This window comes from Vibrio sp. S457-15 (assembly GCF_000960545.1).
GTDB lineage: Bacteria > Pseudomonadota > Gammaproteobacteria > Enterobacterales > Vibrionaceae > Vibrio > Vibrio parahaemolyticus.
This window is the reverse complement of sequence record NZ_JYOQ01000180.1, coordinates 176,748-197,682: the sequence shown is the minus strand read 5'-3', so window position 1 is coordinate 197,682 and position 20,935 is coordinate 176,748. Positions and strand designations below refer to the sequence as shown.

General features: G+C 42.0%; 23 protein-coding genes and 1 pseudogene. 17 read left to right on the top strand and 7 right to left on the bottom strand.

Annotated elements, in window-relative coordinates; translation table 11 throughout:
- Positions 1-51: 51 nt before the first annotated feature.
- The 4 genes and pseudogenes from matP to UF05_RS25320 all read left to right on the top strand — a co-directional run.
- A complete protein-coding gene (gene matP / locus UF05_RS22955; RefSeq protein WP_005494981.1) occupies positions 52-501 on the top strand; it encodes a macrodomain Ter protein MatP in 450 nt (149 codons plus the stop codon).
- Between the two features lie 10 nt (positions 502-511).
- On the top strand, positions 512-823 hold the full coding sequence (locus tag UF05_RS22950; protein WP_005494983.1) for a DUF3634 family protein: 312 nt from the start codon (positions 512-514) through the stop codon (positions 821-823).
- A gap of 112 nt (positions 824-935) precedes the next feature.
- On the top strand, positions 936-1,259 hold the full coding sequence (locus tag UF05_RS22945; RefSeq protein ID WP_015296753.1) for a hypothetical protein: 324 nt from the start codon (positions 936-938) through the stop codon (positions 1,257-1,259).
- A gap of 73 nt (positions 1,260-1,332) precedes the next feature.
- Positions 1,333-1,473: pseudogene (locus UF05_RS25320) on the top strand (DUF3693 domain-containing protein); the annotation flags it as partial.
- A gap of 167 nt (positions 1,474-1,640) precedes the next feature.
- Here the strand turns inward: UF05_RS25320 and UF05_RS22940 are convergent.
- The 3 genes from UF05_RS22940 to UF05_RS22930 form a co-directional block, all read right to left on the bottom strand.
- A complete protein-coding gene (locus UF05_RS22940; RefSeq protein ID WP_045545169.1) occupies positions 1,641-3,371 on the bottom strand; it encodes an ATP-binding protein in 1,731 nt (576 codons plus the stop codon).
- The gene (locus UF05_RS22935) at positions 3,361-4,542 is read right to left on the bottom strand and encodes an FIST signal transduction protein (protein WP_020840622.1); all 1,182 of its coding nucleotides are present in this window, start codon (positions 4,540-4,542) and stop codon (positions 3,361-3,363) included. Before UF05_RS22935 ends, UF05_RS22940 begins: the two co-directional genes overlap by 11 nt.
- A gap of 113 nt (positions 4,543-4,655) precedes the next feature.
- Positions 4,656-5,012 carry a hypothetical protein gene (locus UF05_RS22930; protein ID WP_045545168.1) on the bottom strand — a complete coding sequence of 119 codons (357 nt, stop codon included), beginning with the start codon at positions 5,010-5,012 and terminating at the stop codon, positions 4,656-4,658.
- Between the two features lie 256 nt (positions 5,013-5,268).
- Here UF05_RS22930 and ccoN point away from each other — a divergent pair, with 256 nt between their 5' ends.
- From ccoN to uspE, 10 genes are all read left to right on the top strand, one after another.
- The gene (gene ccoN / locus UF05_RS22925) at positions 5,269-6,696 is read left to right on the top strand and encodes a cytochrome-c oxidase, cbb3-type subunit I (protein WP_005477654.1); all 1,428 of its coding nucleotides are present in this window, start codon (positions 5,269-5,271) and stop codon (positions 6,694-6,696) included.
- Between the two features lie 12 nt (positions 6,697-6,708).
- Complete coding sequence (gene ccoO / locus UF05_RS22920) at positions 6,709-7,329, top strand: cytochrome-c oxidase, cbb3-type subunit II (RefSeq protein WP_005457377.1); 621 nt, start codon at positions 6,709-6,711, stop codon at positions 7,327-7,329.
- Between the two features lie 9 nt (positions 7,330-7,338).
- Positions 7,339-7,512, top strand: a complete 174-nt coding sequence (locus tag UF05_RS22915; RefSeq protein ID WP_005396487.1) for a cbb3-type cytochrome oxidase subunit 3 — start codon at positions 7,339-7,341, stop codon at positions 7,510-7,512.
- Positions 7,512-8,486, top strand: a complete 975-nt coding sequence (gene ccoP, locus UF05_RS22910; RefSeq protein WP_005477628.1) for a cytochrome-c oxidase, cbb3-type subunit III — start codon at positions 7,512-7,514, stop codon at positions 8,484-8,486. The genes UF05_RS22915 and ccoP overlap by 1 nt, the downstream gene beginning before the upstream one ends.
- Before the next feature lie 89 nt (positions 8,487-8,575).
- Positions 8,576-9,052, top strand: coding sequence for a FixH family protein (locus UF05_RS22905; RefSeq protein ID WP_005457371.1), 477 nt, complete (start codon positions 8,576-8,578; stop codon positions 9,050-9,052).
- Positions 9,053-9,056: 4 nt separating this feature from the next.
- On the top strand, positions 9,057-11,420 hold the full coding sequence (locus tag UF05_RS22900; protein WP_045545167.1) for a heavy metal translocating P-type ATPase: 2,364 nt from the start codon (positions 9,057-9,059) through the stop codon (positions 11,418-11,420).
- A 14-nt stretch (positions 11,421-11,434) separates the two neighbouring features.
- Positions 11,435-11,599, top strand: a complete 165-nt coding sequence (gene ccoS / locus UF05_RS22895) for a cbb3-type cytochrome oxidase assembly protein CcoS (protein WP_005457379.1) — start codon at positions 11,435-11,437, stop codon at positions 11,597-11,599.
- Between the two features lie 8 nt (positions 11,600-11,607).
- The gene (locus tag UF05_RS22890; RefSeq protein ID WP_045545166.1) at positions 11,608-12,285 is read left to right on the top strand and encodes a sulfite exporter TauE/SafE family protein; all 678 of its coding nucleotides are present in this window, start codon (positions 11,608-11,610) and stop codon (positions 12,283-12,285) included.
- Between the two features lie 90 nt (positions 12,286-12,375).
- The gene (locus UF05_RS22885; protein WP_005477663.1) at positions 12,376-13,122 is read left to right on the top strand and encodes an FNR family transcription factor; all 747 of its coding nucleotides are present in this window, start codon (positions 12,376-12,378) and stop codon (positions 13,120-13,122) included.
- A 179-nt stretch (positions 13,123-13,301) separates the two neighbouring features.
- Positions 13,302-14,249 carry a universal stress protein UspE gene (gene uspE / locus UF05_RS22880; RefSeq protein WP_005495023.1) on the top strand — a complete coding sequence of 316 codons (948 nt, stop codon included), beginning with the start codon at positions 13,302-13,304 and terminating at the stop codon, positions 14,247-14,249.
- A gap of 95 nt (positions 14,250-14,344) precedes the next feature.
- On the opposite strand, the gene ttcA is transcribed toward uspE, so the two are convergent.
- From ttcA to UF05_RS22860, 4 genes are all read right to left on the bottom strand, one after another.
- Complete coding sequence (ttcA, locus tag UF05_RS22875) at positions 14,345-15,238, bottom strand: tRNA 2-thiocytidine(32) synthetase TtcA (protein ID WP_005477636.1); 894 nt, start codon at positions 15,236-15,238, stop codon at positions 14,345-14,347.
- Between the two features lie 190 nt (positions 15,239-15,428).
- Complete coding sequence (locus UF05_RS22870) at positions 15,429-16,088, bottom strand: DUF2987 domain-containing protein (RefSeq protein ID WP_017448551.1); 660 nt, start codon at positions 16,086-16,088, stop codon at positions 15,429-15,431.
- A 12-nt stretch (positions 16,089-16,100) separates the two neighbouring features.
- Positions 16,101-16,937 carry a glucosaminidase domain-containing protein gene (locus UF05_RS22865; RefSeq protein ID WP_045545165.1) on the bottom strand — a complete coding sequence of 279 codons (837 nt, stop codon included), beginning with the start codon at positions 16,935-16,937 and terminating at the stop codon, positions 16,101-16,103.
- A complete protein-coding gene (locus UF05_RS22860; protein WP_045545164.1) occupies positions 16,930-17,727 on the bottom strand; it encodes a hypothetical protein in 798 nt (265 codons plus the stop codon). The genes UF05_RS22865 and UF05_RS22860 overlap by 8 nt, the downstream gene beginning before the upstream one ends.
- A gap of 323 nt (positions 17,728-18,050) precedes the next feature.
- On the opposite strand from UF05_RS22860, the gene potA reads away from it, so the two are divergent.
- Genes potA through potC form a run of 3 tightly spaced genes read left to right on the top strand, consistent with a single transcriptional unit; the run spans position 18,051 to position 20,855 of the window.
- On the top strand, positions 18,051-19,244 hold the full coding sequence (gene potA, locus UF05_RS22855; protein WP_020840627.1) for a spermidine/putrescine ABC transporter ATP-binding protein PotA: 1,194 nt from the start codon (positions 18,051-18,053) through the stop codon (positions 19,242-19,244).
- Complete coding sequence (gene potB / locus UF05_RS22850) at positions 19,225-20,085, top strand: spermidine/putrescine ABC transporter permease PotB (protein ID WP_005457403.1); 861 nt, start codon at positions 19,225-19,227, stop codon at positions 20,083-20,085. Before potA ends, potB begins: the two co-directional genes overlap by 20 nt.
- A complete protein-coding gene (gene potC / locus UF05_RS22845; protein ID WP_005389180.1) occupies positions 20,085-20,855 on the top strand; it encodes a spermidine/putrescine ABC transporter permease PotC in 771 nt (256 codons plus the stop codon). Before potB ends, potC begins: the two co-directional genes overlap by 1 nt.
- The last annotated feature ends 80 nt before the right edge of the window (positions 20,856-20,935 follow it).

Sequence of the window (20,935 nt, the reverse complement as noted above, 5' to 3'; positions counted from 1 at the left end):
AACTATAACTGGGTTACGCTGTCACCAGGTTAGCTTTATGAGTCAGAAAGAATGAAATATCAGCAACTTGAAAATTTAGAATGTGGATGGAAGTGGAAGTATCTAATCAAAAAATGGAAAGATGGTGAAGCGATTACCAGACATATTGATACAAGTGAAGCTGATGCAGCTGTCGCCGAGTTACGACGCATAGAGCACGAGCCTACATTAGTGCTAGCTTGGATTGAAAAACACATGTCTGAAGAGCTAGAGAACAAACTCAAGCAGGCTATTCGCGCAAAACGAAAGCGTCACTTCAACGCAGAACAAGTTCATACCAAAAAGAAATCGATCGATCTTGATTACCGTGTTTGGGAAAAATTATCTAATCGAGCCAATGAACTGGGGTGTACGCTGTCTGATGCCATTGAATATTTACTTTCAGAAGCCTCAAGAAGTGAAAAAGCAAGCCAGAAAGTTACGTCCATCAAAGAAGACTTGAGTAAGCTACTATCCAGCTAAGGAGTGTTAGATGCTATATGTGATATTAATTGCTGCAATCGTCATATTCTGGTTGATCGCCGTGGATAGACCCGTGTTAAAAGTGAGTTTTGATGACGGCCACTTGAGCAAGGTAAAAGGGCATATACCTCCATCTTTTAAACATAACTTACAAGATATTGGCGAACATGACCCATTTACTGGTGAACTCAAAGTGTACAACCAACGCTCCGGAATGAGGCTGGTCTTTTCTAAAGACGTACCAAAGAAAGTTCAACAACGAATTCGAAATGTTTTCCCTCATCAAGGTTTCAAAGCCAATAAAGGTAAGAAACAAGCTTAGCCGACATATCAATTACTTATCTACGTTAAACGGGACGCAAAATTGCGTCCCGTTTTAGCATTTGACGCATAAAAAATTACAATCAGTCCATTTATCAAAAATGGATTTACGAATGCGATACGTTGTCACTTTATTTTTATTATTGTTACCCACAGCATCAACATTGGCCGATGATTCAGAAACAAATCCAGTGGCTAAGAAAATCAAATCGACGCTACAAAAGAAAGTCGATAAGCAGTTCGACCAATATGATGGTTATTGCGATTTAATGATTGAAATGGAACATAAAGGAAAAGTAGCAATAGTAAAACGAGTTACTGGAAGCGGAGATACAAAAGTTTGCCGTTTTGCTCGTTCAAACTTAAAAACCGGTAAGCGATATCGTTACAAACATCCTGAAAAATATATCCGCATACATATAACAACTGGTTCGTGAACCTTCAGCTTACAGTAAGCAAGACCGAGTTATCGCAAATCAATTGGTTTTCTATAATCCGTAGATAGCAGATAAAGCAGTATGGAGAGGAATTGCAAAAAAGTTTGATGGGCTTGGAATCTCTGGATTTTCAATGGTTTGTGCGGGATTTGCTGTAGTGTTTACAAGCCCATTAGAACCACTACATCAGTGCGCATTATGTATATTATGTTAAATATAGTATAACCATACGCCAGATTCTTTCTACTTTGCTCTCCTATCTCTTTCAGGTTTTAAATTTGAGCTAACTTTAGGAAGCTGATTAAACATAATCGGTATTTACCATAAAATACTTAATATAGATCTTAATAATCTATCGATTGTTAAGATCTATATTAATGGTTACACCGTTTCTATTAATGATTGTATAGCTTCATAGATATCTTGCCTGCGAACTGGCTTTGATACAAAACTATCCATGCCAGCATCTAAGCACTTATCTTTATCACTTTCTAGCGCGTGTGCTGTTAAAGCGACGATTGGAATTGTGATTCCTTTCTTTCTAATCAGCCTAGTTGCTGTTATTCCATCCATTACTGGCATCGAGACATCCATCAAGATCATATCAATTCGGTTATCGTTTTCTTCAAGAAATGTAAGCGCCTCTGCGCCATGGCTTGCAATATGCACATTATGGCCAAGCTTGTTAAGAATCAATTTAATGACAAGTTGATTTGATTGAGTGTCTTCGACGATAAGCAAGTTTAGAGCTTTGCTTGGTCTATTATGCTCAATTTTTACAGGACTGCTTTGGTTGTAACGTGTTAGAACTGGAATTCGAATGGTGAAGTCAGAACCCTCGTTCTCGCGGCTTTTTACATAGATTTCACCTCTCATCATTTCAACTAAGTGCTTGGTAATAGCAAGCCCTAAGCCTGTACCACCAAACCTTCGAGTAATTGAGCGATCACCTTGATGGAATGCCGTAAACAAATGGGCTTGTTTTGCTCTCGAGATTCCAATTCCGGTGTCAGATATAGAAACTACAATTTCGTCATTTTCTTCAGCGACAGAAACAGACACACTTCCTGAGTCCGTAAACTTAATGGCATTCCCAATCAAATTAAAGAGAATTTGTGACAGCCTCGTCGAATCAATCCAATACTGTTTGTCTGATGAGATCTGACAATCAAAGTTAAAAGAAAGATTCTTAGTTATAGCTATTTGTTTTTGCTGAGAAATCACAAAAGTTACAGTGTCATTTAAATGTATCCACTGTTCGTTTAATTGGAAGCTACCAGATTCAATTTTTGAAAGATCGAGAATGTCGCTAATGATGGCTAAAAGAAGCTCAGCGGAGCATTCCATTTGATTGAGGGCATCAAATTGTTCATCTGATAAGGTAGATTGTCTCAGGATGTCTAGCATTCCTAAAACTGAGTTAAGAGGCGTTCTGATCTCGTGGCTCATCATTGCCAAAAACTCAGATTTTGACTGGTTGGCTAGTTCTGCTTCTTCACGAGCTCTTGCAAGTTGAGTCGTTCTTACCTCAACAATACGTTGTAACTTTTCCTTTGTTTCTATGTCGATAACAGCACGTTCTATAAGAGGTCTAAAGCGCCTTAGAGTCTCTTTGTTTTCAATACTAAAATGCCCTTTTTGAGATCCAATTAATAGTATGATGCTTTGTGTTACTTCCGAACGAATGCCCGTTAAAATCACGGAGTTAACATGTGTTTTAACAAAGCTATTTAAGTTCTCAAACTCTAACAATTTCGTTGGCTCGAATAATAGAATACACTCGCCGTTTAATGCGCGCTCCATCGTGTTACCGTGTAACCACTCTACCTTATCAAACACGCTGTTGGTTGAGATTAACGTTTTGAACGGATAACGGCTGTCATCGCGCGTGATAACAATAAAGTCTTCAAAACTGATGTACTTTTTTAGAACGCTGTTTAGCCCCGAAAAAATTTCATTACGATTTTTTGCCTCGCTCATTGCAGAGATTGCTGAAAGAATCGCTTTGTTTTCATCGGCAAGCAATTTTTCCCGTTGTTTGGTCTGCTTTAGCTCAACTAACGCTTCTTGTAATGCTTCTTGTTGGTATGTGTCTAAATATTTATCTTTCATAAGGTTTATGGAAAATCGCTGATGAGATCATCAAGTTTCCATGTCCATTTTCGCCGCCGATAAATCTTCCCTGCTCACCAAAGGTAAATGGGCATATAAATGGCAAGTGTTCCAGTTCCTGATTAATTTGTTCGCAAACGCTATTCATGTCTTGCATTAAGTGCAACATCGGTCCTGCACAAAATATATTTATGACCCCAATTTTTCGAGATTCTTCTAATTTTTGGTTAAATGCAGCATTCACGACTTTTGCCGCTCGAGCGATTAAATGCTCCCTACTCCCTTTCATCAAAGTAAGCTCTTCCCCTACCGAAATCTGGGTAAATAGCTCAATCCCCCCATCTTCGGTCTCACGTATTGGATGGGAAAGCTTGTAATAAGGTCTATCGTACAAATGCCCTGCAACTCTTCCCAAGGGATAAGCGCTGGAGTTGGTAAAAAGTAGGTTTTCTTTGCTAGTTAGGTTTTCTTGATGACGAGTCCACTTTCGATAAGTATCTAGTGCTGATTCACCATCTATTTCCAGTAAACACCGTCCTTTTGCTTTGGAAACAAGGCCTTTGATGTTGGTTGGTGTGTGACCTGCACTAAAAGCAATATCAACGGGATTAGAGGAGTAAAATAGTGTGAGGCTAATCCCTTGCTTTTCATGACCTTGCGCTGTAATCACTGACCATTTCCCCTCGATGTGGTTATCTGCTGCAGAACCGCCAATGATAGGAACAAGTGTGCCGAAGCGTTCGTCGATCGATTCGATAATCTTTTCTTCTTTCCCAGGAGTTGCATGAAGAAGAATTAAGTTCGGTACTTCCCCAATTCGATTAGCATTTTGAAGAGCCATATCTAGAGCGACGGAGACACACTCATTTTCTTCACAATTAGAAATACCAGTTCCATAAGCATGTGGGCCTGAGTCATAGATAGCCATAGCCGCTATGACAGGCCCAACGTGAAAACCCTGATCGGTCATAATGGCTTGGCATGAACTTGAACCGTGGAATGGAACACCAGGGAAATATCTAAGAAAGGCAGAGCGAATGGCTCTGAAGTCGTATTCTTCTGTGTAATAACAGATGATATAAGACAAGTGTTCTTGCCTCAGCTCTGAACGAAGCCTCTCTACTGCTAAATATTCGTCGGTAATATGGGTAAATACTGATTGGCACTGCATACGCTTTTATTATTGTTTGTCACGTTACTGTTATACCATTACGACAAATTATCGTTAGGCTAGAAGGTTCGAATTTCACAAAGAAGATGCCATTATCTCGTGTCAGATCTAATTTATAAATGCACTAAGACAATATTTTGGTTTATTTTGAGCTTAATCGTTTTGGTTGCAGATATAGCATTCCATTCAGCTCTATAATGATAGTCGCTTATATTATCAAACACACCAGATTGATTCAGATCAATTTTTAGACCTGTACTTTCAGTTGTTTCAATCAAAATCCCACTCGAATCACGATTAATCGTGATTTTATCTTCACCAATTGTTACATCGCATCGCTCTTTTTGTGAACAGTCAACGCTTGTGCTGGTCTCGTGCGTAAAGGTTCTCCAGAAAAACGCACCAACTAAAAGACTGAGCATGATTAAGATTTGTGCAAGTCTCGCCTTTGTTAACTTTTGTGCAGGCATAATTACTAATATCCTTGTTACAAACTTCAAACTTTTTAAATAAAAAATGATTTCCAGAGCTCCAGTAAGGTTACTACTCTGTCATTGAATTGTTAATTCAAGTATAGTGTCACGCTGAAAATGCCACTTTTTATTAAAGTCAGCAATAGAAATAAGGTGATGATAACACTTGAGTTCTAGAGTTTACTTGGGTGGTGTTACGACGCAAGTCGTGTTGGAAGTAAAGTGTAGTTAATTAGAAATTGGAAGCATGCAAATGAGCCAAGTAAAGCAGCTTGAACAAAACTACAACTATACAGTCGTTCGCCAATTTACCCTTGTGACCATTTTATGGGGCATAGTTGGTATGGCTGTTGGTGTTTTGATTGCCGCTCAATTAGTTTGGCCACAGCTAAACTTTGATACGCCGTGGTTGACGTACAGTCGTTTACGTCCACTGCATACTAATGCGGTAATTTTTGCGTTTGGTACTAGTGCCCTGTTTGCAACATCTTATTATGTTGTTCAGCGTACATGTCAAACACGTCTTTTTGGTGGCCCACTCGTTGCCTTCACCTTCTGGGGTTGGCAAGCAATTATCCTAGCCGCAGCGATTTCTCTACCTCTAGGTTTTACCTCAGGTAAAGAATATGCTGAACTAGAATGGCCTATTGATATCGCTATCGCGATTGTATGGGTTTCATATGCAGTGGTGTTCTTTGGAACGTTAGTGAAACGAAACACTTCCCACATTTATGTGGCGAACTGGTTTTTCGGTGCATTTATCATCACAGTAGCAGTACTTCACATCGTGAACAGCATGGCTATCCCTGTATCACTGGGTAAATCTTACTCGATTTATTCCGGTGCGGTGGATGCAATGGTGCAATGGTGGTACGGACACAACGCGGTAGGTTTCCTACTCACCGCTGGTTTCCTAGGTATGATGTACTACTTTGTACCTAAACAAGCTGAACGTCCTGTTTATTCTTACCGTCTGTCTATCGTTCACTTCTGGGCATTGATCTCTCTATATATTTGGGCAGGTCCTCACCACCTTCACTATACTGCGCTACCAGACTGGACACAGTCTCTGGGTATGGTGATGTCTCTTGTTCTATTTGCTCCTTCATGGGGTGGTATGATCAACGGTATTATGACGTTGTCTGGTGCTTGGCATAAGCTTCGTTACGACCCTATTCTACGATTCCTAATCGTTTCATTGTCTTTCTATGGTATGTCTACTTTCGAAGGTCCGATGATGTCGATTAAGACAGTAAACGCACTATCTCACTACACAGACTGGACCATTGGTCACGTTCACTCTGGTGCGCTAGGTTGGGTTGCAATGGTTTCAATCGGCTCAGTTTACCACTTAGTCCCTCGCCTGTTTGGCCAAGAGCGCATGTACTCTGTGGGTCTGGTCAACGTCCACTTCTGGTTAGCAACAATTGGTACGGTTCTTTATATCGTAGCAATGTGGATCTCTGGCGTGATGCAAGGCTTGATGTGGCGTGCAGTTAACTCTGACGGCACCCTGACTTACAGCTTCGTAGAGTCAGTTGAAGCATCTTACCCATTCTACTTTGTACGTTTCCTAGGAGGTTTCATCTTCCTATCAGGTATGTTCTTAATGGCATACAACACGTACAAAACGGTAAGTGCGCCAAAAGAAAGCCTCAAGGCTATCCCTCATCCGGCATAAGGAGATTTAAGAATGAGTAATAATTCTAATAATCGCCATGAAATTCTAGAACGTAATGTCGGTTTGTTGGCTATTTTTATTGTTTTTGCAATCAGTTGGGGGGCTCTTGTTGAAATCACTCCTTTGATTTTCCAAAAGCAAACCACAGAAAGTGTAGAAAACTTACGAGTCTACACTCCTCTGGAAATGGAAGGTCGTGACATCTATATCCGTGAAGGTTGTAACGTTTGTCACAGTCAAATGGTTCGTCCTTTCCGCTCTGAAACGGAACGCTACGGCCACTACTCTGTAGCAGGTGAAAGTGTGTGGGAACATCCATTCCTATGGGGTTCTAAGCGTACAGGTCCTGATTTGGCTCGTGTCGGTGGTCGTTATTCTGATGAGTGGCACCGCGTACACCTACTTGACCCTCGCGAGCTAGTACCTGAATCAAACATGCCAGGTTTCCCTTGGCTTGCTGAGAACGTATTAGATGGCAAGCTGACTCAGAAGAAACTTGAAGTGTTCCGCGATCAGTTTGGTGTTCCATACGAAGATGAAACAATCGCGAATGCGGCTAAAGAAGTAGAAGGTAAAACAGAGATGGATGCAATCATCGCTTACCTTCAGTCTCTTGGTCATGCAATGAAGTAAGGGGATCATATGGATTTCGGTACAATTCATAGTATTTATACCGTAGTGCTCTTCGCGAGTTTTATCGGCATCGTATGGTGGGCATTTAGCAAGAAGCGTAAAGCACGCTTCGAAGAAGATGCCAACTTGGTGTTTGCTGACGAAGAACAAACGACCCCAAATAACCAAGGAGTGAAGAAGTAATGACTACATTCTGGAGTCTCTGGATTATCGTGATTACTATCGGTACGCTAGTAGGCTGTGCGATCCTCCTGACTTGGTGCGCCAAAGATAAAATGGGCGTCGAGGAAGGGGAAGACATGGGCCACGAGTACGATGGTATTCGCGAGCTAAACAACCCTCTACCGAAATGGTGGACTTACCTTTTCGTAAGCACGTTTGTGTTTGCAGCAGTTTATCTAGCCCTGTTCCCAGGTCTAGGTAGCTTTAAAGGCTTTTTAAACTGGCAAAGTTCGGCTCAAACCGTTCGTTCGCTTGAAGAGTCAAAAGAAGCTATTGCACAGGCACAAGAAAATAAACAACTCAACCAATACGCAAAAGAACTGGATGATGCGGATGCCTACTTCGGCGAAGCATTCCGTAAACTTGCTCATAATGCGAATGGTCTACGCCCTGTTCCTGAGATCGCACAAGACCCAGAAGCATTAAAAGTTGGTCAACGTTTATTCTTGCAAAACTGTTCACAATGTCACGGCTCAGATGCTCGCGGTCAAAAAGGTTTCCCTAACCTAACTGATGACGCATGGCTATATGGCGGTGAGCCAGCAGCAATCGTGACAACCATCATGCATGGCCGTATTGGTCAAATGCCAGCATGGAAAGATGCGCTTGGTGAGCAAGGTGTCCAAGAAGTAGTAAGTTACACATTAAGCCTATCGGGTCGTAAAGTTAACGCTCGTGAAGCTGCAGCAGGTAAAGCTCGCTTTGTTGTGTGTGCAGCGTGTCATGGTACAGATGGTAAAGGTAACCCAGCAGTTGGTGCCCCTGACCTAACTGACCAAGACTGGCTATTTGGTGACTCGCGTGCTGCCGTAACTGAAACCGTAATGAATGGCCGCTCTGGTGTTATGCCAGCATGGAAGGACATTCTAGGTGAGGATAAGGTTCAACTTGTTGCCTCTTATGTCTGGAGTTTAAGCAACTCAGACAATAAGTAACATTTCAATAACAGCCCCTTTCACAGGGGCTGTCTTTCCTTTAAATTTAATGCCTTACATTTTTTCATTTAGCTGTTGAGAACTTTTTTATGGTAAAGCCTTGGTATAAACAATTCTGGCCGTGGTTCCTAATCATCCTTCCTCTTACGGTAGTCGTTTGGACAATCGCCACGGTAGTCGTCTTTTCAAACAACTCTGTTTCTCTTGTTGCTGAGGATTACTATAAAAAAGGCAAAGGCATAAATATCGACATCAGTAAAATGAACGTCGCTCGTGACCTTGGTCTTAATGCGAACATCTCTTCTCTAGATAACAATATCGTAATTGGCTTTACGAAAGGAGCGCTAACGCACTACCCAGCGCTTACAGCAACGTTTACTCACCGTACATTACCCGATCGTGATTTTACGAAGCTAGTTACCGCAGATGCATCTGGCAATTATCGTTTTACCACTGAAGACGCTATACAAGGCCCGTGGTTTGTTGAACTTCAACCACACGATAAGCAATGGATGATTCAAGGCAAAGTCGAATTTCCAGCAGTTTCAGTCTCATTAATGAAGTAATTTTATGTGCAAATCCTGTTACCACTGTGGTGAAGATGTACCAGCAAACACGGATTTTAAAGTAGAAATACTTGGCGAAGTTCGTGAGATGTGCTGCCCGGGGTGTGAAACTGTCGCACAAACTATCGTAGATAGCGGTCTTGTTTCTTACTACCAGTACCGAACCGCACCCGCTGAAAAAGCAGACCTCGTTCCAGAACAACTTCAAGCTCTGATCCACTATGACAATGAAGACGTTCAATCAGAATTTGTACGTAACCATGACAATGTATCTGAAGTAACATTATCTCTCGAAGGTGTATCCTGCGCCGCTTGTGCATGGCTTATTGAAAAGCAAGTATCCAGCGCTAAAGGTTTAGTCTCCATACGGGTAAATACGACAACAAACCGAGCTTTGCTTGCGTGGGACAAAACTCAAGTTAAGTTAAGTGAACTGCTTTCAGTTATTCATAAGCTTGGTTATAAAGCCGCGCCATTTGAAGCAGACAAACAAGAAGCATCTTATCACCGAATGATGAAGCAGTACCTTTACCGATTGGGTATTGCTGGCTTAGCGACGATGCAAGTGATGATGCTTGCTGTGGCGTTGTATTTAGAAGTGTTTGGCGATTTGGAACCCGAATTTAAAAACTACTTCCGATGGGTAAGTTTGATTTTCGCTACACCAGTTCTTCTTTACTCTGCCCTACCATTTTACCTTAATGCTTGGCGAAGCATTAAAGGGCGAACTCTAGGCATGGACGTCCCAGTTTCGATCGCTTTGATTTTCGCTTATGTTGCGAGTTTAGTTGCGACAGTAACTGAGCAAGGCGAAGTATTCTTTGAATCTATCTCGATGTTTACCTTCTTTTTGTTAGTGGGTCGATTCTTAGAAATGCGCGCTCGCCGCAAAGCGGCTGCTGCAAGCGGTAACTTGCTCAAGCTTATCCCTGCCATTGCAACAACATTAGACGGCGAACAAATTCCAGTTAAAACGCTGAAGATTGGTGATCGCATTCGCGTTCTCCCCGGCGAACATATCCCTGCCGATGGAAAAGTTATTTCTGGCCGTATTCATATTGATGAATCAATGCTGACTGGTGAGTCTGTTCATGTCGTAAAAAAAGAAGGCGATGCTGTTTATGCAGGTACATTAAACGGAGATGAATCGTTTGAGTTGGAAGTCACCAATTCAAAAGCAGACTCGATGATTTCAAATATTGTGCGCCTTCAAGATGAAGCACAGCATTCGAAGCCAAAAATTGCAGAAGTTGCTGACGTCGTAGCACGCTACTTTGTTGGTGTGATTCTTATTATCTCAGCTGGAACCTGGTTTTATTGGCACCAAACCAAACCAGATGATGCTTTTTGGATTATGCTTTCGGTTCTCGTCGCTACATGCCCTTGTGCATTATCCCTTGCTACACCGACCTCACTAACTTGTGCGACTTCACGAATGGGCAATTTTGGCATTCTGTTGCGAAAAGGCCATGTATTCGAAACGCTTTGCAAAGTTAATCATCTCGTCGTCGACAAGACGGGAACATTAACGAAAGGTGACATCGAGATTAGCCGTACGAGTACATTCAAAGAGCTTTCCGAAACGGAAAGTCTTGCCCTTGCATCTGCTCTTGAAGCTCACGCAAACCACCCTATCGCGCGTTCATTTGCCTGTTTCAGTAATGACGAGATTATTGTAACAGATGTTAAAAACGTGATTGGCTCAGGAATCGAAGGGGTTTGGAATGGTAAGACGGTAAAAATTGGCAGCTCCTCGTTTGTGCTAGATTCGAGCACTAAAGAAAGCAATGCCATTTACTTATCAATAAACAACGAACACGCTGCAACTTTTTATTATCACGACCCTATTCGCAAAGAAAGTCAGGCGTTTATTCAACGTTTTGCTGAAGCTGGCATCAAAACAACCTTACTTACTGGTGACTCTATTCAAAACGCACAGCCTGTTGCTGACGAAATTGGTATCGAGCATGTGATCGCATCTGCAAAACCAGAAGACAAACTCGCGTATCTTAAGAGCCTTGATAGCAGTGATATCACCATGATGGTTGGTGATGGCATAAACGACGCGCCTACTCTAGCCGGAGCCCATTTATCCGTGGCTATGGGCGGTGGTACTGACGTTGCAAAGGCATCAGCAGATATGACGCTTCTTGGAGATAACTTAGAAAAGCTATTGGAAGCTCGCCTATTGGCTCTTCGTACAAGAAAGATTATCCGTGAAAACTTAGCTTGGTCATTAGGCTACAACTTGTTAATTTTGCCGTTAGCGGTTGCAGGATTAGTTGCGCCTTATATCGCAGTTGTTGGGATGTCAGCAAGTTCAATCATTGTTGTATCTAACTCACTGCGACTTCTAAAAGAGAAGTAAACAAGAGAACACTTATGGAAAGCCTTTATATTTTAATTCCAATCGCGATTGTTCTTGTTTGCGTTGCTGTCGCTATTTTTCTTTGGGCGGTTCGAAGCGACCAGTTTGAAGATCTTGAGCGACAAGGACACAACATTTTATTAGATGAAGAAGAACAATCAGACAATAAGAAACCGTAGTATGTTTTATGAATCCTGATTTTTTAGGTGCTTTGCTTATCGGCCTTGTCGGGGCCGGCCATTGTATGGGGATGTGTGGTGGTATCGCATCCCTACTTTCCTTAGGTAGTTCAAGCTCAAAATCCTCCCCAACCATACCTTTATTCTACAACCTTGGACGACTCAGCAGTTACGCCTTAATAGGCGCACTTGTCGGAGGTGCAATATCAGGGTTATCGGAACTCAGCGGCTTAGCTCAATCTCTTGCATGGCTGCGTTTTGTTGCCGCAATCTTCATGATTTTGGTTGCGTTATATATTGCGAAATGGTGGCAGGGTTTACTCATCGTAGAAAAGATGGGCCAGCACCTTTGGAAGTATATCTCTCCAGCTGGAAAAAGCCTTTTACCACTTAAAAAGCCAATACACGCACTGCCCTTTGGTTTTGTTTGGGGGTGGTTACCATGCGGGTTAGTTTATTCGGCATTAACATGGTCGGCGGTGTCCGGTAGCGCAGTAAATGGTGGCCTAATCATGCTCGCTTTTGGTTTGGGAACGCTGCCATCCATGCTCGCTGTTGGTTACGGAGCAAGCCATTTTCAGAAACTGCAAAAATCATTAATATTTAGAAACATCTCAGCATTAATCTTAATTGTCTATGGCGCGTATACTGCCGCGGGTGCCATGCAGATGCTTGGTTTCATATAACGCAAAACTCTATACCACCGATATTTTTGCTATCCTTTAGGATTAAGCGGTGCTAAAATATTGATGTATATCAAATAGTGAAAGGTTGTTATGATTTCTGAAAAACCTGCAACAAAGCGTATCCAATCAGGCGGTTGCGCGATTCATTGCCAAGATTGTAGCATTAGCCAACTGTGTATCCCATTCACTCTGAATGAATCTGAACTTGACCAGTTGGACCAAATCATCGAGCGTAAAAAGCCTATCCAAAAAGGACAAGAGCTATTTAAAGCAGGTGATGAGCTTAAATCTTTGTACGCTATCCGTTCTGGCACGATTAAGAGCTACACAATCACAGAACAAGGTGATGAGCAAATCACAGCATTTCACTTAGCTGGTGACTTAGTTGGTTTTGACGCTATTACTGGTGACTGCCACCCTAGTTTCGCTCAAGCTCTTGAAACATCAATGGTTTGTGAAATCCCTTACGAGATCCTTGACGACCTATCAGGCAAAATGCCTAAACTTCGTCAGCAAATCATGCGTCTAATGAGTAACGAAATTAAAGGCGACCAGGAAATGATTCTTCTGCTTTCTAAGAAGAATGCTGAGGAGCGTCTTGCTGCTTTCTTGTACAACCTGTCAACTCGCTTCTCTCAACGTGGCTTCAGCCCAAGAGAATTTCGTTTGACCATGACTCGTGGCGATATTGGTAACTACTTAGGCCTAACGGTTGAAACCATCAGCCGCCTATTAGGTCGTTTCCAAAAATCTGAAATTCTGAGTGTTAAAGGTAAGTACATCACCATCTTAGATCATGATGCGCTAATGGAACTTGCCGGTGTAACAAAAGAGTAATCTCGCTTACTTATTGATGTAGCTCGAAAATGAGCTACATCATGTTTCTCATAAAATCCCTTCGAAAGTCCTCAAAAAGTTCCCCAAACTAAGCTACAGTAAAAATATACGAAGAGTCTCCAATTTACTGATTTAACTTGTTTTCAGTATTTGGTTTCGCAACATAAGTGGGCTTAGTTATGAGTATATACAGTAAGATTCTTGTTGTTGCTGACATCAATAATGATGAACAGCCTGCACTCGCTAGAGCGGTTCAATTAGCTCAAAAGAGTGTATCCAGAAGCCGAATCACCTTCTTCTTATCCATCTACGATTTTTCCTATGACATGACCTCAATGCTGTCAGTCGATGAAAGAGATGCCATGCGTCGCGGTGTTATCCATCAACGTGAGCAGTGGATGCGTAAGATTGCTCAACCGTACTTAAACGATAGCTTCGATTTTGATGTTTGCGTTGTGTGGCACAACCGTCCTTACGAAGCAATCATTGCTGAAGTGTATGCTGGTGGGCACGATCTTCTAATCAAAGGGACACGTAAACACGATGTTTTAGAGTCTGTGATTTTCACGCCGACAGACTGGCATTTATTACGTAAATGCCCTATTCCTGTACTTTTGATCAAGAACTCGGATTGGCCGGAGCAAGCTAATATTCTCGCTTCTGTACACGTGGGGTCAGAAAACCCAACTCACATTGATTTGAACGACGCAATGGTTGAACGCCTCAAAGAGATGTCAAACCGTCTTGATGCTGAACCGTATCTCGTCAACGCTTATCCTGTTACACCGGCTAACATTACGATTGAATTGCCTGAATTTGACCCAACGACCTACACGGATGCGGTTCGTGGCCACCATCTCACCGCAATGAAAGCATTGAGACAAAAACATGGCATCGACGAAGAACAAACCATCGTTGAACAAGGTTTACCAGAAGACGTCATTCCTGCCGCAGCGGAGCGATTAAATGCAGCAATGGTGATTTTGGGTACGACTGGTCGTACGGGGCTTTCAGCGGTCTTTATCGGCAACACGGCAGAGCATGTGATCGATAAGATTAACTGTGATGTACTGGCATTAAAACCAAAAGGTTATATCAGCCCTCTCGATCCAAATACCGCAACGTAGAGCAAATAATCAAATATAAAAACGCCCCTCTTTTGGGGCGTTTTATTTTCGGCTTCAGCAAGTACAAAATAGGAGGCATCGTTGCCTCCTATTTACTAGATGTTCGTTACATCGATGAATAGAGATTCATCGATGTTAGTTGAAGAAACGACTGCTTCACTAAACTCATACTCTTCGCGGCTACCGTCACGATCTAGCGGCAAGTTTACAAAATCAAACAACTCTCGGTCTGCCAATTGGCTTGGGCTTACGTTTTGGATTGATTTGAAAATCGCTTCTACGCGTCCTGGCGTCTTCTTATCCCAATCAATCAGCATTGCCTTGATTGCTTGGCGCTGCAAGTTCTCTTGAGAACCACATAGGTTACAAGGAATAATTGGGAAATCTTTGTGCTCTGCGTATTTGATCAGGTCTTTTTCGCGGCAGTAAGTCAGCGGACGAATAACCACGTTACGACCATCATCAGAGCGTAGTTTTGGTGGCATTGCCTTCAAACGAGAACCATGGAACATGTTCAAGAACATCGTTTCTACGATGTCATCCATATGATGACCAAGTGCAAGTTTTGTTGCGCCGATTTTCTCAGCAAATGAGTAAAGCGTACCACGACGTAGACGAGAACATAGACCACACGTTGTCTTACCTTCTGGCACTTTTTCTTTAACTACTGAGTATGTGTCTTTATCTACGATGTAGTAAGGAATATTCAGCGTCTCAAAATACTCAGGCAAAATATGCTCTGGGAAACCAGGTTGTTTTTGGTCTAGGTTAACAGCAACCACTTCAAATTTGATTGGTGCCGCTTTTTGTAGATTCAACAGGATATCGAGCATCGCAAATGAGTCTTTACCACCGCTTATGCATGCCATGACAACATCGCCTTCTTCGATCATGTTGTAATCAGTAATGGCATTTCCAACATTTCTTCTCAAACGTTTTTGAAGCTTGTTGAATTCAAGGGTTTCTTTTCTTGTATCTTTCTGGTTCATTGCGGGCTCTCACATCGCCGATAAAATCGACAGTAGGACTTCCTAACATGGGTTTCTTTGGGGCGTGGATTATACGGGCTTTTGCAGCAGGATTAAATGTTTGTATTGAAGGATAAGAAAATAAGTGCGCTGAATTATCATCATAGAATAGAAAAAGAACCGCGAATGCGGTTCTTTAGTGGAGATAGTGCTATTTCTTTGCTTGGGGCAAATAAGGAAGCACTCTCATCGTTGGTTCCGGTAACGTTATTGTTCCACCTTCGCCAATTTCACTCAAAGCAACCTGCACTTTACCGTTAACAATCGCCTTCTCTTGTCCATTTGAAAAAACGATCTTACCGTTAAGTTCGTTGGCAAACTCCATTGTGACGCCTTGTACTTCAGGTGTGAACCATCCAGCAAACATCCCCCCTAAATCCTCTAACATGCTCTGCATTTGAGGCATTAATGGCTTCAGTTGCTCGTAAGAAACGCTACCCTGTAACGGTTCTTTCGTCATAACAACTAAAGAATAATCACATCGGCTATCTTTAGGGGTATGTACGAATACCAAAGGATTTGCGGATTTTAGATTTTTGTCGATCGGTAATGGTAGTTCTTTCGACGCTGGAATCACAAACTCTTCGTAGTGTTCTTCCTTTTCCATCCACGCTTTTTCGATCGCACACAGCTGCTTAGTTCTGGCATCGACGAAGAACACACCGACTTTAACGTCATCATGCCCTTCTTTAGTGTTATTTTTTAACTGAGTATACAGTTTGGAATACGTAAACATATACTCTTGAGCATGCGTTATCGGTGACGAGAGCAAGAGTGCTGCACTTCCTAAAATTAAGCTTAACTTTTTCATTCGATTATTATTTTATTGAGTCCAGTAGGCGTTATTGTGACGAATCATCGAGCGTAAGTCATTAACGTATGCAATGCCCCTCTCTGAGTAAGACAACAGTCCATGAGTGAGTTCTGATGCTGTCGCCACGGATAACAAGTTTTTGTGCTTATCTGCCAACATAGCTCGAATATCACGTAAGTCAGCGTAAGCTGGATTGCGATTCACATTCATAAAGTAGCCATGAATTGACTGCTGAACTGAATCGAATTTTTGAACTTCGTGAGTTTTTCCTACAGCACGCTGAGCAGGCACAATTCCGCAACCCTGTTTATAACACCATTGACCGAACAAGTTGTTTGCTTGAGTAGCAAAACGAGAGGTACCCCACGCGGATTCATTGGCAGCTTGAGTTAGCACTAATGCTTCTGGTAAAACATTGACTCGCTTTAACATTTCAGTCAGCCAAGCTTCATCAACGTGACCATCATGAAGAGGAAACCCATATAACTGCGCTAATCTTTCTGCGTAAGCTTCTTCGTCCGGCGACACTTCTCCAATCTCAAGAGAGCTTAGAAAAGCACGTTCTTTTTCAATCCTGTGATTTTCTAGTGCGATTTTAGGCCGTAAGAAATCGAAAAATGCCGCCTTTTTTTCTTTGGCGTCTTTGATAGAGTTAAAGTCTGGAATGTCCCCAATGTAGGGCAAGTGCGACAAATCAGGATGTTTCACCGGACCTTGAACAACATTAGGATCATTCGCGCTTTTGAACTGGCGGTCGTAATGCAAATATGGACCTACCGAAATAAAAGTGGCGGCTATACAGGCAGCCGCCACTCGTAAAGTCATTAATTTTAAAGATTTAGGCATTAAACACCTGAGATTTACCATCGTGATCGTTATCATTTTTTTGTGTTGCTACGATCTTAAGTTTGATGCCAAACATTTCTCGATAAAGGATGCCCTTCAAATGGAAGAAGAATGGCAAGAAAAAAATAAAGCCAATACCGTAGAACATAGCCGCAACAATAAACATCAACATAACGCCCATGTAAAGCCCTGCCACAACAAAAATCTTCTTATTGATCGCACGTAGTGATAATAATAACGATTGCATAGGTGGCACTCTTTTCTCGCAAATCAGTAAGATAGAGTGACTAAACGCCATTGCTAAATATAATGAAAGCGGTGGAAGGATCATTCCCGCGACACCTTGCAACGTTAAACTGAACAGCGTTGCAATAATAACAGGAACGGTAAATTGCAGACCTTTACCGACATGACGAACTTTGGTTTTTAGCCCTGCTACGTGACTCATTGCCATCAAACTGATCCCAGCATAAATGGGGGCGCTGATCACTTCATAACTAAAGTTAGCGATATAAATAGCAGAAACGATATTAGCGGTGAATGCTTCCGGATTTTCTATCGCATCGAGAATGACACTTGGGTCGCCCAATTGAAGTTGAAGTGCAATGTAGAAAATCCCCAACTGGACAAAAAGCAAAAGAATAATCGCTGGTGAGAACGATAAAAAGTGTTGAATGGTTGCGCGCCAAGCTTCACTAAATACAGCACTCGCTTTTAGTTCGTAGTCGCCAGACAAAGCTCGCTCTACACTCCCCCCAAGATTGAAATCTTTTTCAAAATCGTTATTCATATATTATCCAAGATTAACTTGTGAATTTTTTACTGGTATACCAGTCAATTAAAGTGGCCAACATTATAAAGAAATCTTTCCACGTCTAAAATCAGAACTGACGTTCTATCCTTGCAATATCTACTATTTGGTTGATAATTGACCACTCACAAAACTATGAAATTGAAAGCAATTGTTGCTAATGACAAAGCCCTACCAAACTGTGTTTAAAAGGCAAATAACCTCTTAAAAACAGTATGGTAAGGAATGATTACTTTTGCCTGCAAAATTTTTTCTGTTTCAAGATAAGAAAATGCTTTAATTTCACAATTTTGGTGATTATGATGCGCGCCTCAAAAGTGAATGACTTATGTCACACTAATTGGCGTAAACCCAATTTTAACGTGGGAGAAATACAGACGTTGAACGCTAAACAGCAAGCAGGAAAGCCAGTTATTCGTTTATCTGGTATCAGCAAAAGTTTCGATGGAAAGGAAATCATCGGTAATTTAAATCTTGATGTTAATCATGGTGAGTTTCTGACGATTCTTGGTCCATCTGGTTGTGGTAAAACGACGGTTTTACGCATGATCGCTGGTTTTGAAACGGCAGATAACGGTCAAATCGTATTAGATGACCAAGATGTAACGCAAGTTCCTGCAGAGCATAGGCACGTCAACACGGTATTTCAGAGTTACGCATTATTCCCTCACATGACCGTATTCGAAAATGTGGCATTTGGCCTACGCATGCAAAAAACGCCTGCGGCAGAAATCGAACCACGCGTAATGGAAGCGCTACGTATGGTCCGTCTAGAAAAAATGGCGCAGCGTAAGCCACACCAACTTTCTGGTGGTCAGCAACAACGTATCGCGATCGCGCGTGCGGTTGTAAATAAGCCAAAAGTACTGCTACTTGATGAATCGCTTTCTGCTCTTGATTACAAACTTCGTAAACAAATGCAGATTGAGTTGAAACAACTTCAGCGTCAACTTGGTATTACCTTTATCTTTGTTACTCACGATCAGGAAGAAGCTCTATCGATGTCTGACCGCATTATCGTTATGCGCGATGGTGTTATCGAACAAGATGGCTCACCACGTGAAATTTACGAAGAACCTAAAAACTTGTTTGTTGCTCGCTTTATCGGCGAGATTAATGTCTTCAACGCAACAATGCTTGAACGCATTGATGAAAAACGCATCCGTGCGGAAATCGAAGGTGTTGAGTCCGTCGTTTACTACGACAAAGAAGCACAAGCAGGTGACAAACTACAAGTGCTGCTTCGCCCTGAAGACTTACGTATCGAAGAGATCAAAGAGTCTGAAGAAAAAGGCATTGTTGGTCACGTCACTGAACGTACCTATAAAGGTATGACGCTAGACTCTGTTGTCCAACTGGACTCAGGCATGCGCGTGATGGTTAGCGAGTTCTTTAACGAAGATGATCCAGATGTGGACCACTCTCTCGGCCAAAAAGTCGCTATCACTTGGGTTGAGAGCTGGGAGGTAGTACTCAATGATAAGCAAGAAGATTAATCTTCAGAACGCAATCATTACCCTAATTGTTGGTTGGCTAACACTTTTCGTGTTGGTTCCAAACCTAATGATTATCGGTACAAGTTTTTTAACGCGTGATGAAGCGAACTTAATTGAACTGACTTTTACTTTCGACAACTACCTTCGCTTACTTGATCCATTGTACGCAAAAGTGCTGATGCACTCTTTCTACATGGCAATCATTGCGACGTTGTTGTGTTTAATCATCGGCTACCCATTTGCTTATATCGTGGCGAAAATGCCTGAGAAATGGCGCCCGTTTATGCTGTTTCTTGTGATTGTACCATTTTGGACAAACTCACTTATCCGTACTTACGGTTTGAAGATTGTTCTTGGCACACAGGGCATCTTGAACAAGTCATTAATGGCAATGGATATTATCGATAAGCCATTGCGTCTTATGTATACCGAAACAGCGGTAATGATTGGTCTTGTCTACATTTTGCTTCCGTTTATGATTCTGCCTCTGTATTCGGCAATCGAGAAGCTAGACAACACCTACATTGAGGCTGCAAAAGACTTAGGCGCAAGCAAACTGCAAACCATCACAAAAGTGATCTTGCCGTTAACGATGCCTGGCATTATTGGTGGCTGTTTGTTGGTACTTCTTCCTGCGTTAGGTATGTTCTACATCTCCGACCTTCTAGGCGGAGCGAAGAACCTATTAATTGGTAACGTAATTAAGAGCCAAGTATTAAACGCTCGTGATTGGCCATTCGGTGCGGCAACCAGTATCGCACTTACTATTGCAATGGCAATCATGCTGTACGCCTACTACAGAGCAGGCAAACTATTGAATAAGAAGGTGGAGCTAGACTAATGGGACGTACAGTTAGATTTAGCTTTATGGCGCTGGTATATGCATTTTTGTATCTACCAATCATCGTATTGATCGTGAACTCATTTAATGCCAACAAATTTGGTATGAAATGGGGCGGGTTTACAACCAAGTGGTACGAAACCCTAGTGAACAATGACAGCCTTATGCAAGCAGCGTGGCATTCACTTAATGTCGCGGTGTTTTCTGCAACAGCTGCTACTATTATTGGTAGTTTGACGGCCGTTGCCCTATTCCGTTACTCCTTTAAAGGTAAAGGTGCGGTAAACGGCATGCTGTTTGTTGTAATGATGTCACCAGACATCGTGATGGCAATTTCATTGTTGGCGCTGTTTTTAGTTTTAGGCGCGCAGCTTGGTTTCTTTACTCTATTGATTGCACACATCACATTCTGTTTACCGTTTGTTGTGGTAACCGTTTACAGCCGCTTGAACGGCTTTGATGTGAAAATGTTGGAAGCAGCAAAAGACCTTGGTGCAAGTGAATGGGTTATCTTAAAACAGATCATCCTTCCTCTTGCGAAGCCAGCGGTTGCTGCAGGTTGGTTACTAAGCTTTACTCTGTCTTTAGACGACGTAATTATCAGCTCGTTTGTAACAGGCCCAACATACGAAATCCTACCATTGAAAATTTACTCGATGGTTAAGGTGGGTATTTCACCGGAAGTGAATGCCCTAGCAACGGTCATGTTGATTGTATCTTTGGTTCTTGTAGTAATTTCTCAGTTGCTAGCAAGAGAAAAAGTAAAGTAAAATCCGCATCCGTTAACATCACGAAACAGAATGGTTACATGCCATTCTGTTTTTCTATCTACCGTCCAAAATGATTTGGA